At 66.0% G+C, this 11283-nt stretch carries 12 protein-coding genes, 1 tRNA gene and 1 pseudogene; 11 read left to right on the top strand and 3 right to left on the bottom strand.

Annotated elements, in window-relative coordinates:
• Window positions 1–16: 16 nt before the first annotated feature.
• From HMPREF3167_RS02210 to HMPREF3167_RS02200, 3 genes are all read left to right on the top strand, one after another.
• Window positions 17–1198, top strand: a complete 1182-nt coding sequence (locus HMPREF3167_RS02210; RefSeq protein ID WP_062612601.1) for an MFS transporter — start codon at window positions 17–19, stop codon at window positions 1196–1198.
• A 28-nt stretch (window positions 1199–1226) separates the two neighbouring features.
• Window positions 1227–1685 (top strand): hypothetical protein, encoded by a 459-nt coding sequence (locus HMPREF3167_RS02205; protein WP_062612600.1) that lies wholly within the window; start codon window positions 1227–1229, stop codon window positions 1683–1685.
• Between the two features lie 197 nt (window positions 1686–1882).
• Window positions 1883–2416 carry a GNAT family N-acetyltransferase gene (locus HMPREF3167_RS02200; protein ID WP_070445217.1) on the top strand — a complete coding sequence of 178 codons (534 nt, stop codon included), beginning with the start codon at window positions 1883–1885 and terminating at the stop codon, window positions 2414–2416.
• A 220-nt stretch (window positions 2417–2636) separates the two neighbouring features.
• On the opposite strand, the pseudogene HMPREF3167_RS02195 reads toward HMPREF3167_RS02200, so the two are convergent.
• A pseudogene (locus HMPREF3167_RS02195) lies at window positions 2637–3068 on the bottom strand (hypothetical protein); the annotation flags it as partial.
• 142 nt (window positions 3069–3210) lie between these two features.
• Here HMPREF3167_RS02195 and HMPREF3167_RS02190 point away from each other — a divergent pair.
• From HMPREF3167_RS02190 to HMPREF3167_RS09770, 6 genes are all read left to right on the top strand, one after another.
• A tRNA-Leu gene (locus tag HMPREF3167_RS02190) sits at window positions 3211–3295 on the top strand.
• A gap of 57 nt (window positions 3296–3352) precedes the next feature.
• On the top strand, window positions 3353–4195 hold the full coding sequence (gene aroE, locus HMPREF3167_RS02185) for a shikimate dehydrogenase (RefSeq protein ID WP_070445214.1): 843 nt from the start codon (window positions 3353–3355) through the stop codon (window positions 4193–4195).
• A gap of 30 nt (window positions 4196–4225) precedes the next feature.
• The gene (locus HMPREF3167_RS02180; protein WP_062612593.1) at window positions 4226–4954 is read left to right on the top strand and encodes a glutamine amidotransferase-related protein; all 729 of its coding nucleotides are present in this window, start codon (window positions 4226–4228) and stop codon (window positions 4952–4954) included.
• 2 nt (window positions 4955–4956) lie between these two features.
• Window positions 4957–6180 carry a glutamate--cysteine ligase gene (locus HMPREF3167_RS02175; protein WP_068538275.1) on the top strand — a complete coding sequence of 408 codons (1224 nt, stop codon included), beginning with the start codon at window positions 4957–4959 and terminating at the stop codon, window positions 6178–6180.
• The gene (locus HMPREF3167_RS02170; protein ID WP_062612590.1) at window positions 6177–7502 is read left to right on the top strand and encodes a M20/M25/M40 family metallo-hydrolase; all 1326 of its coding nucleotides are present in this window, start codon (window positions 6177–6179) and stop codon (window positions 7500–7502) included. The genes HMPREF3167_RS02175 and HMPREF3167_RS02170 overlap by 4 nt, the downstream gene beginning before the upstream one ends.
• A 47-nt stretch (window positions 7503–7549) precedes the next feature.
• Window positions 7550–7906, top strand: a complete 357-nt coding sequence (locus HMPREF3167_RS09770; RefSeq protein WP_062612589.1) for a hypothetical protein — start codon at window positions 7550–7552, stop codon at window positions 7904–7906.
• On the opposite strand, the gene HMPREF3167_RS02160 is transcribed toward HMPREF3167_RS09770, so the two are convergent.
• Window positions 7903–8838: an aldo/keto reductase gene (locus HMPREF3167_RS02160; RefSeq protein WP_070445211.1), complete on the bottom strand. Its 936-nt coding sequence runs from the start codon at window positions 8836–8838 to the stop codon at window positions 7903–7905. The genes HMPREF3167_RS09770 and HMPREF3167_RS02160 overlap by 4 nt on opposite strands.
• 51 nt (window positions 8839–8889) lie before the next feature.
• Between HMPREF3167_RS02160 and HMPREF3167_RS02155 the strand changes: the two genes are divergently transcribed.
• Together HMPREF3167_RS02155 and HMPREF3167_RS02150 are read left to right on the top strand one after the other, a co-directional pair.
• On the top strand, window positions 8890–9723 hold the full coding sequence (locus tag HMPREF3167_RS02155; protein WP_070445208.1) for an undecaprenyl-diphosphate phosphatase: 834 nt from the start codon (window positions 8890–8892) through the stop codon (window positions 9721–9723).
• A gap of 8 nt (window positions 9724–9731) precedes the next feature.
• On the top strand, window positions 9732–10385 hold the full coding sequence (locus tag HMPREF3167_RS02150; RefSeq protein ID WP_062612583.1) for an HAD family hydrolase: 654 nt from the start codon (window positions 9732–9734) through the stop codon (window positions 10383–10385).
• Between the two features lie 50 nt (window positions 10386–10435).
• Here the strand turns inward: HMPREF3167_RS02150 and HMPREF3167_RS02145 are convergent, their stop codons facing one another.
• On the bottom strand, window positions 10436–11257 hold the full coding sequence (locus HMPREF3167_RS02145; protein ID WP_068538282.1) for a RecB family exonuclease: 822 nt from the start codon (window positions 11255–11257) through the stop codon (window positions 10436–10438).
• Between the last annotated feature and the right edge of the window lie 26 nt (window positions 11258–11283).

The following is an 11283-nucleotide window of genomic DNA, read 5'->3' as shown; positions in this document are numbered from 1 at the left end:
ACGTATAGTCCGAGGCATGGGTCAACTTGTTCGCCGCGGAACACCCGACTACGGGCGCGCGCTCGGCGCGCTGTTCTGCATTGGGATCGGGGCGTATGCCCTGACGTATGCGCCCCAGCCGCTGCTGCGCGTGATTGGCGACGAGTTCGGGGTAGGAGCCTCGCAGTCGGCCCTGCTGCTCTCGGCCGCCACGTTCGGCCTGGCTATATCCGTGCTGTTCTGGGGAGCGGTCTTAGCGCGCGTGTCCGAGCGGCGCCTCATCATCGGGGGTCTGGCGGGTGCCGTGCTCGTCTCGCTCGCCATCCCGCTCACTCACGCGTGGGGCGTGATTGTGGCGCTGCGCGTGGCGCAGGGGATCGCGCTCGGCGCGCCTTTCACCGCGGCACTCGCCTGGGTGGGCCGCCACGTTGAGCTGTCATCGGTTGCCCAGGTCTCCGGTCTCTACATTGCCGGCACCACCGTGGGTGGGATGGCAGGCCGCCTCCTGTCCGGATTCGTCAACGAGGTGACGGACAACTGGCGCATCGGCCTGGCCGCTGTCTCGCTCGTCTCCGCCGTGATGGGCGGGCTAGCCCATCTCCTCCTTCCAGCAACGAAGGGACGCGCGGCGGGGGAGTTGCCGCCCCCGCGCCCGGAGAGTCCGTGGCGAAAGCGCCAGCGGCTGCTGGCCTACCTGTTCGCGTTCGTCGGCATGGGCACGTTCGTCGGCCTGTACAACGTGGTGGTCTACCGGGTCTCCGAACCGCCGCTGAGTTTGGGCACGTCGGTCACATCGCTCCTCTTCCTCGGCTACCTCGCCGGAACGGTGACCTCAGCACGGGCGGGCCGCCTCATCGCGCGCGTTGGTGCCCGCGGGGCGATGATCGCGGGCACGGCCACCATGGCGCTGGGGATCGCGCTGCTCATCCAGCCCACGGTCTACACTCTGTGGCCGGGCCTGTTCATCATATGCGGAGGCTTCTTCGCGATGCACTCGATCCAGTCCGGGCGCGCCACGAGCCTGCACCCGAAACCGGGGATCGGATCGGGCCTATACCTCACGCACTACTACGGCGGTTCCTCGCTAGGTGGAATCTTGTTCGGCCTGGCGTGGGACTTGGGCCGCTGGCCGGCCGCGCTGGGATTGGCGTTCGCTTGCCTTGGCGTCGTGGCACTGTTTGCCTTGCTGAGCTCGAACGCGGAGCCTGCCTCACGCTAGAATGTGAGGCAGACGAAAGGGGCCAGGCATGGGCAAAATGAAGATGCTTTTGAAGATCGCGACGACGGCGGGGCCGGTGGTCTTCGAGGTTGTTCGCAAGTACGGCCCGCAGATCCGCAAGCTCATGGATGACAACCCGGACTTCTTCGATAGCCTCAAGGGCCGCCTCGGCGCGCTGGCGGGGGTGTCAAAGGTGAAGCGGGGAGCGCCGCGGTTGCAGACCCGCATCGAGGTGCTCCGCCAGCAGACCACCTACCTTTACGGCACGGCGAACAACGCCTCCGTGGCGGAGCAGGCCACAGCGTGGCGGCGCGAGCTGGACGGGTTGGAGAACTCCCTGCCGGTCGTGTCCTCGATGAAGGGCAAGGTGCGCCGGGGTAACATGCGCCACCTCGAGGAACGCCTCGATTCTCTCTCGGCCAAGATCCTCGCCCTCACGCTCGAAGACGACATCGAGGACGCCGAGGTCATCGACGACGCCCGCTAGGTTCACGACACCTCCCGCTGCTGACGATCTGCACCGCGGGTCACGGGGAGATCGGCCCGTGAGTTTTGACGCCGATCGGTACCGGGGCTGGAATCGGGTTTGGTGACGCTGCTGTTTGAGTGGGGAGCAACTGATAGGATGCCCAAAACGATTGTGGCGTTCATTGACCGGATGCGCGCCGAGCGGGGGAGGTCTTGATGGCCAACGTGGTGGTGCGTCGACTCCGTGCTACGGATGCGCCCGCGGTGTTTGAAGCATTCACAGCGTCCCCTGACATGGCTAGGCAGGGGGATGTTGCGTCACTGGAGGACGCTGAGCGCTACATCGATCGGCTCATCGCGGCGGATTCACCGCACGAGGCGTGGGCAATCGCTGAACGTGACGTGCTGGTTGGACTCGTGTGTGTCACCGTTGACGAGACCAATCTCAGCGGCTGGTTCTGGTACTGGATGACGAAGTCTGCGCGTGGCCGTGGTTGGACAAGCCGCGCTGCGGTAGCTGTTGCGCAGTGGGCGCTGAACGCGCGCGGTCTTGAGCGTCTGGAACTGGGACACCGAGTGAACAATCCGGCTTCCGGGCATATTGCGAGGGCTGCTGGATTCGTTCGAGAGGGAACGGAGCGTGCGAAGTTCCTCGTCGACGGCGAACGGATCGACGTTTGCACATACGGTCGGTTGCGCAGCGATCCCGTTCCCAGTGGTGCTCCACTCGCTTTGATCGAAGAGGCGTAACCGACGCAGGGATCCCACTTGCCAAGATCTCGTGGCTGCTGAGCAGCAGGAGGAATATCAGGGAATCATAGTTGATGACGCTGTGCAGTGCGTCGACTATGAAGGAACCTTGTGGCAAGCAGTGCAGCGGTGCGTGGACTTAGGCTTCAGCCGTCGGTCGACTCCCGCACGACGCCGTCGCCCGGCTTTCGAGCAGGACCCGCGCCTTGCCCGGGCGCCGCTACAGCCCGAGCGCTCCCGCGATGTCGGGGTCGAAGAAGCCGGGTCCCTTCAACACCTTGCCGTCCTCGCGGTAGATGGGCTTGCCGTCGGCGCCGAGTTTGGACATGTTAGAGGCCTGCACCTCGCGCAGCACGTCGCCGAGCGGGATGCCGAGTTCGAGGGCCATGCCGTAAATGACGTAGGTGAGGTCGGCGAGCGCGTCGGCAGTTTGGACGGTGTCGCGCGTGTGGTCGTCGGCGGCGCGGGCGGCGTCGTAGGCCTCCTCAATGAGGGCCCGGGCCTTCGCGCCGTAGATGGCTCCCACGAGTTCGGAGAACTCTTCGGCCACGAGGCTCATGCGCATGTGGACCCGGTCGCGGTCGGCGTTCGGGGTGCCCGTGACGATGGGCAGGCCGTAGGTTTCGTGGAACTGGCGGACGAGGTCTTCGGGGCGATTCGGATCAGGTACGTAATTCATGCCTCCAATTTACCCTGTCGCTCAACTTGGCTCAGATCACATAAGAATTGTGAGCGGCAGATTTTGCGCAGGTGACCTTCGGTGATAGATTCTTACCTGTTGCAAACGCACACCTGCGCGGGTGGCGGAATAGGCAGACGCGCTAGCTTGAGGTGCTAGTCCACGTATAGTGGGTGGGGGTTCAAGTCCCCCTCCGCGCACAGATGAGGCCGGTAGAGATACCGGCCTTTTTCGTGCCCGTGTGGCATGGTAGAGCCATGGACGCTCGCACCCAGGTTTTCGCAATTATTGGCAACCCGGCTCGTCATTCGAAGTCGCCGGAGTTGCACAACGCGGTCTTCGCCCACCTCGGCATTAACGCGGTTTACGTGGCGCACGAGGTGGACGACGCCGGGGTGGCGGTCGCGTCCATGCGCGCGTTGGGCTATGCGGGGGCGAACGTCACGATGCCGTTCAAGGCGGACGTGATCGAGCACCTGGATTCGGTGAGCGAAGTGGCCCGGGAGATGAACGCGGTTAACACGATCACGTTCCGAGGTGGCCGCGCGCACGGGGATAATACCGACGGCGCAGGGCTGCTGAGCGAGATCGAGGCGGAGGGCACACCCGTGACCGGTAGCCGGATCCTGCTGCTGGGGACCGGGGGAGCGGCGTCGTCGATCTGGACCCAGGCGGCGCTCGATGGGGCGGCGGCGGTGAGCGTGTTCAACCGTGCCAAGCCCGAGCTCGAGTCGATTGGCGCCACCCTTTCGCGGCTCTCCGAGCGCACGGGTTGCGCTCTGTCGCTGCAGACGTTCGAGGGTGGCGGCCTGGAGGCGGCGTGCGCCGAGGCGGACATCATCATCAATGCCACCTCGGTGGGCATGGGTCGCCTTGCGGACGACACGCTTGTGGATGCGAGATGGATCACGCCGCGCCACACGGTGGCCGACGTCGTCTACCACCCGCGCATCACCCGCCTCATCGCCGAGGCTCGCGAGGCCGACGCGAAAACGGTAGAAGGCCTGCGGATGCTGCTGGGCCAAGCGGCGATCGCGGAGAAGATCTGGCTGGGGATCGACATGCCGATGGAGGTGGCCTACCGGGCCGTAACTTCCTAAACTGCGCCACACCTTCGCTACGCTGTCCCTATGAAACCGTTTGCCTTCCTTGCGGCGCGCCCAGCCTTCGCGGCCGACATCCGCCGCGACGAGTTCGCCGTCGTCAAACGCGACGGGCGCCTGTCCGACGCCGAGATCGTCTACCTTCCCCTTGCCGAGCGCCCGCAGATCGACCCGGAGGACTATGCGGGGATCATCGTGTCGGGTTCGCAGTACGGTTTCGGTGTGGTAGACGAGGCCAAGACGCCCGATCAGATCGCCACCGAGGAGGTCCTGTTCGACGTGGTGAAGCAGGTGCTCGCCAAGGACCTGCCCTTCCTCGGCCTGTGCTACGGTCACCAGGCGGTAGCGCTCTCGCTCGGCGGCACGCTCAGCGCTGAGTACGGCGAGGAGCTGTCCACTGTCTCCATTCATCTCAACGACGACGGCCGCGCCGACCCGATCTTCTCCCAGCTGCCCGATTCGTTCCCGGCGATTGTGGGGCATGACGACGCGATCGGCGTGGTGCCTGCGAACACCACGGTGTTGGCCTCCTCGGAGCTGTGCCCGGTGCAGGCGATCCGATACGGGGACAACGTGTATGGCGTGCAGTTCCACCCCGAGATCGACGCGGATGGCGTGGGGCTGCGCCTCGATTACTACGGGGACGTGTACTTTGCCGCCGAGCAGGTGGAGCGGGTGCGGGCCCAGACCACCAGCCATGACTATGCGGCGTGCGCGGTGCTCATTGGCGCGTTTGTGGACAGGTACAGGAGTTGACCATGGAATTTGCGTCCTCGCCCCGCTCGACCGTGGGCATCGAGTGGGAGCTCCAGCTCATCGACCGTGATTCGAACGACCTGCGCCAGGCGGCCGACACAGTACTCGCCGAGGTGTGCCGGCTCGATGCGGATACCTCGATGATCCACGGGGAGATGTTGCTCAACACGATCGAGCTGGTCTCGCGCCCGCACGAGCGCGTGGGCGAATGCGTGGCGGACCTGCGTCAATGCCTCGATATCCTCGAGCCGGTGCTGGAGCCGATGCGCATCACGCTCGCTTCCTCGGGTACCCACCCGTTCGCCAACCCGGTCTACCAGCGCGTGACGGACAGCGAGCGCTACGCCGAGCTCGTTAACCGCACCCGGTACTGGGGGCGGCAGATGTTGCTGTTCGGCACCCACGTGCACGTGGGCATCGAGGACCGCGCCAAGGTGCTGCCGATCCTACGCGCCGTGCTCACCCGCTCCGCCCACATCCAGGCCCTCACGGCGTCGTCCCCGTTCTGGAGCGGGAAGAACACCGGCTATGCGGACAACCGGGCGATGGTCTTCCAGCAGCTGCCCACCGCCGGCGTGTCGCACCAGTTCACGAACTGGGCCGACCTCGAGGGCTACTACGCGGGCATGGTCAAGACGGGCGTGATCTCCAATTTCGACGAGGTGCGCTGGGACGTGCGGCCCTCGCCCAAGTTCGGCACGCTCGAGTTCCGCGTGGCGGACGCGGCCACGAATCTGTCCGAGGTGGGAATGGTCGCCGCGCTGTCGCAGTGCCTGGTTGAGTACTTTTCGCGCGAGTACGACGCCGGCCGCGCGCTTCCCGCCCTACCCTCCTGGTTCGTGGTGGAGAACAAGTGGCGGGCCGCCCGCTATGGCATGGACGCGATCCTTATCCTTGATGAGGAGGGCAACGAGGAGCTGGTGGGGACCACGCTGGCGCGGATGGTCGAGGAACTCACCCCGATCGCGCGGGACCTGGGCTGCCTCGAGGAGCTGCAGATGGTGAGCCGCGTGCACGAACTTGGCGCGCCCTACCAGCGCATGCTGCGCGCAGGCTCCCACTTCGAGCGAGCGCGGGAGGCGATCGTGGACTTCATGATCGCGGAGATGGAGGCGGGCCACCCGCTCGATCCGGACGCCCGCGAGCTCGACGGGATTGCCGCCGCCGAGGAACAGCACGCCCAGGCCTACGACCCGGAACAAAAGACCGTGAAGGACCCCCAGTGAACGCCTACTCCGAAACCCTCGAGATTGCCCAGACCCTCATCCGTTTCGACACGTCCAATGACGGCCGGGACGTGATCGAGAAGCCGGCGGCCGACTACGTCATGGACCTGCTGGGCGAGGTCGGCCTCGAGCCGGAGTACCTCGGGCCGACGCCTGGCCGGCCGTCGGTGGTGGTGCGCATCCCGGGCAAGAAGCGTGAGGTCGAGGTTGATCCTGTCACGGGCGAGCGCCGGGGCGCCGTCGTCATCCATGGGCACACTGACGTTGTGCCAGCGGTGGCGAGGGACTGGTCGGTGGACCCGTTCGGCGGCGTCGTGAAAGACGGCTTCCTGTGGGGTCGCGGCGCGGTGGACATGAAGAACATGGACGCAATGATCCTGGCCGTGGTGCGCGAGATCGCCCGCACCGGCTACGTCCCTCCGCGCGACCTCATTATCGGCATGTTCGCCGACGAGGAGGCGGGCGGCCACCAGGGCTGCCGCTGGCTAGTGGAGCACCACCCCGAGCTGTTCGAGGGCGCCACGCACGCGATCTCGGAGGTCGGCGGTTACAACACGTACGTCAACGGCGAGCGTGTCTACCTGCTACAGACGGGGGAGAAGGCGCTGACCTGGTACACCTTCCGCGCCGAGGGCAAGGCGGGCCACGGCTCCCAGATCAACAACGACAACGCGATTGCCAAGCTCTCCCGCGCGCTCGTGGCGCTCGACTCCGAGCCCTGGCCGCTCACGCTCACCGACACGGTCACGAAACTGCTCCAAGGCACCTCCGAGATCTCCGGCCTGCCCTTCGACCCCGACGACGAGGCGAGCATCAACGCGCTGGTGAACGCGCTCGGGCCGGCGAAGGCCTACGTGGGCGCCACGCTGCGCACGGGCTGCAACCTCACCTCGTTCAACGGCGGTTACATGCAGAACGTGGTGCCGGGCAGCGCGGAGGCGACGGCCGACGTGCGGGCCATCCCTGGCACCGAGAGAGAGGTGGCACGCCGCATCGAGGAGCTGACCGAGGGCATCGAGGTGGGCTGGCTGTCGTCCATGGACGGGTATGAGTCCACCACCGAGGGCTCGTTCGTGGAGGCGATGACGGCCGCGGTGCTGGCCAAGGACCCGGGCGCGCACGTGCTTCCCTACCTGCTCTCGGCAGGCACGGATAACAAGGCGCTCGGCTCGCTTGGCATCGAGGGTTACGGGTTCTCGCCCGTGCGCCTGCCAGAGGGCTTCGACTTCCCGGCGATGTTCCATGGGGTGGACGAGCGCGTGCCGGTCGACTCCCTCGCCTTCGGCGCCGAGGTGTTGCGCGAGTTCATCGACCGGCTCTAAGGAGTTTGCGGTACAGAAAATCGCCGGTGTGAGCTAGGCTTTCAGGTATGGCTAACGAAACACAAGCGGCATTTGATCGGCTGATCTTTGCACTTCAGGAGTTCAACGCGGCGGCGATCTCGGCGCGCGATCCAGAGGATCCTTCCGTCGTGGCGGCGGCCGATGCGCTTGCGGACGCCTACACGGTCTACGACGACGCCCTCTACACCCAGTACGGCGTGGAGACCCCGCTCGATACGTACGACTACGACGATCACGACGACGATTTCGACGAGTCGGACGACGACGATGACGATCTCGACGACGAGCTAGATGATGACGATTTCGACGACGACGATCACTTCGACGACTTCGATGATGACGAGGACTTCGACGAGGACGACCTGGAGGAGTTCAACCTCTAAATCTCGGAGATCGCCTGCGCGACCGGCCCGGGTAGCGGCTCGATCGGCAGGGACAGGACCTGGTCAAACTGGGCGTGCGTGCGCGCGCCGATGAGCGCTGTCGTCACCTGCGGCTGATCGAGGAGCCAGGCGAGAGAGACGTCGGCCGGTGTGCGCCCCAGGCCGTCGGCGGCTTTGGTCACGGCCTCGACGATGCGGCGAGGCTTGTCGGTGAGGTAGGGATCCACGGTCGCGGACAGGTGCTCGGTGGCCGCCCGCGATGTCGCAGGAATCGTGTGGCGATACTTCCCGGTCAGCACCCCGCCGGCAAGCGGCGCCTGGGCGATAATCCCCAGGTCGAACTCACGCGCGACTGCCGTCAGGTCTCCGCCCGGCTGGCGGTGCAGCACTGAATACTCGGCCCCGATCGCGGCGAGCCGCGGCAGGTGAAGGTCAGCCAGGTACTGCGCGGCACGGGCCACCCGCCACGCCGGATGGTTGGCCAGGCCAATGTGGCGCGCGGCCCCGCTTCGCACGATCTGCGCCAGGCTCTCCAGCTGCTCCTCGATTCCGACGCGCGGGTCGGGCGCCGCCACCTGCAACACGTCCACGTACGTGGTGCCGAGCTCGGTCAGCGTGGCGTTGAGCGAGGCGGTCAGGGCCGCGTGTCCGCCGTTAAACCGCACCCCGTCGTCGTGATAAAACTCTCCTGCATGGGCGATGATGACTACCTCTGAGCGGTCCACGCCGCCGGAGAAGATCGAGCCGAGCACCTGCTGGGCCAGGCCGTCGCCGTAGACGGGGGAGACGTCAATCGTGGTGCCGCCGTGGTTGAGCAGAGCCGTGACCATCTTGGTGGCGTCCTCGACGTCCGTGTCGCGCCCCCAGGTGAGGGTGCCGAGCCCGAGGCTGCCCATACGCAGGCCACTGCCGCCCAAAAACGTGTGCTTCATATCCCTGAGCCTAACGTACGATCGCGCCGCAACTGGTTTAGGCTTGGGCGCGTGGGTATTTTCGAAGCCATCATATTAGGAATTGTTCAAGGGCTCACCGAGTTCCTGCCGATCTCCTCCTCGGCGCACCTGCGCATCGTGGGCGAGCTGTTCCCCTCGCTAGGAGACCCGGGCGTCACCTTCACGGCCGTCACCCAGATCGGCACCGAGGTGGCGGTCCTCCTGTATTTCCGGAAGGACATCTGGCGGATCATCGAGCGCTGGGTCACCTCGCTGCCCGGCCCGTGGAAGCGCACGCCCTCCACCGATCCCGACGCCCGCATGGGCTGGATCGTCATCCTCGGCTCGATCCCGATCGTCATGCTCGGCCTGCTCTTAGAGACCTGGATCGACACGACGTTCAGGAACCTCTACATCACGGCGCTCATGCTCGCCGTGTTCGCAATCTTGCTCGCCCTCGCCGACCGCTACGGCAAGCGCCGCCTGAGCCTGGAGCAGATGAGCCTGCGCGACGGCATTACGCTCGGCTTCGCCCAGGCGATGGCCCTGGTGCCGGGCGTGTCGCGCTCCGGCGGCACGATTACGGTGGGCCTCGCGCTCGGCTACACGCGCGTGGCCGCCGCCCGCATCTCCTTCTTCCTAGCCGTCCCGGCCGTGCTCGGCTCGGGCTTCTACCGGCTCTTTACCGACGACGGCACCGGCCCCCAGGCCGGCGCGATGCCCACGTTCGTGGCCACCGCGATGGCGTTCGTGGTGGGGTACGCCGTGATTGTGGGCTTCCTCAAGCTGGTGGAGACCAAGAACTACCTGCCATTCGTCATTTACCGACTCCTGCTGGCCGGCCTGCTGGTCTTCCTGCTCGGCCAGGGAATGATGAGCGCGTAAGGAGCGTCATGTCTTTGCCATGGGGGATCCTGTTCGACATGGATGGGACCCTGACCGACACCGAAAAACTATGGTTCCAGGCGGAAACCGAGGTGCTAGGCGAGCTGGGTCGGCCCTGGCGCGCCGGGGACGAGATGGACATCATCGGGCTCAACCTCATCGACGCCGCCACCCACCTTGCCACCATGCTCGAGATCGACATCGAGCCGGCCGAGCTGGGGTGGATGCTGACCGAGCGAGTCGCCGCGATTGGGCGCGAGCAGGGGATGCCCTGGCGTCCGGGCGCCTACGAGATACTTGAGTTGGTGGCCCGCCTAGGGATTCCGAGCGCGCTGGTGACCGCCTCCCACATGGCCTTCGCCCAGCTCGCCTTGGAGCAGGCCCCGGCCGGCACGCTCGAGGTGGCCGTGACTGGCGACCAGACCCTCATCGGCAAGCCTGACCCGGAGCCCTACCTCATGGGCATCGAGCGCCTGGGCGTGCCCGCCGAGCGCACGCTCGCCTTCGAGGACTCCGTGCACGGGCTGACCTCCGCGCTCGCCGCCGGGTGCGTGACCGTGGGCGTGCCGCTCAAGGTGGACATCTCCGGCGTGGACGGAGCGATCCTCATCGACTCACTCGCAGACGTGGACGAGGCCTTCCTCCGCGCCGTCATGCCCTAAACCGCCACCCTCGAGCCCTTCACGACGCCGCGACCCGGCTTACAGCCCGCTCAGCCCACCTCGGCCGTCAGCAGGTCCTTCGCCCCGGCCTCGCTCATCTCCGGTGCCTGGTTGCCGAAGGCCGGGCAGATGCTTTGGAAGTGACACCAGTTGCACAGCGGGCCCTTCTTCGCCTCGAAGCCGTCCTCCAGCCGGGCGCGGATGCCGGACCACAGCGCATCGACCTCCATGGCCAACGCGTCCACGTCCGCCGGCACTGGATCGTAGGTGAGCACGCGCCCGTCCTTGAGGTAGATGAGCTGGGTGCGGGTAGGCAGCGTGCCCTCCGCGAAGTAGAGCGCGGCCGAATAGAACCTCATCTGGAAGATCGCCTCGCCCTGGAATCGCGGGGAGGGTGACTTGCCCGTCTTGTAATCCACCACGCGGATCTGCCCGTTCGGGGCCCGATCGATCCGGTCAATGATCCCACGGATCGCCAGGCCCGAGGGCAGGGTGGCGTTCACGAACTCCTCGCGTGCGAAGGGTTCGAGGAAGACGGGGTTTTCCAGCTTGAAGTAGTTCGCGATCAGCGGCCGGGCGCTTCCGAGCCATTCCTCCAGCGCCTGCTCTGAATCGAACAGCTCCCGCGCCTGTGGCTCCTTCTCCAGGTGCGTGGCCCACATCGGATCGAGGAGCTCTTGGGCGCGTTCGGGCGTGCGCTCGAGCGCAGGCGAATCGTACAGGTGCTCGAGCACGGCGTGGATGAGCGTGCCGCGCAGCGCTTCCACCGACGGGGGCTCTGGCAGCTTATCGATCACCCGGAAGCGAAATTTGAGTGGGCAGGACTTAAAATCGTTGGCCCGTGAGGGCGAAATGGCAGCGTGACGTTTCATGCTCCTAACCGTAGCGACTGCCTCCG

Origin of the sequence: Trueperella sp. HMSC08B05 (genome assembly GCF_001808405.1) — a bacterium.
In the GTDB taxonomy this organism is placed as follows: Bacteria; Actinomycetota; Actinomycetes; order Actinomycetales; family Actinomycetaceae; genus Trueperella; species Trueperella bernardiae.
This window is presented reverse-complemented; position numbering and strand designations above follow the sequence as displayed.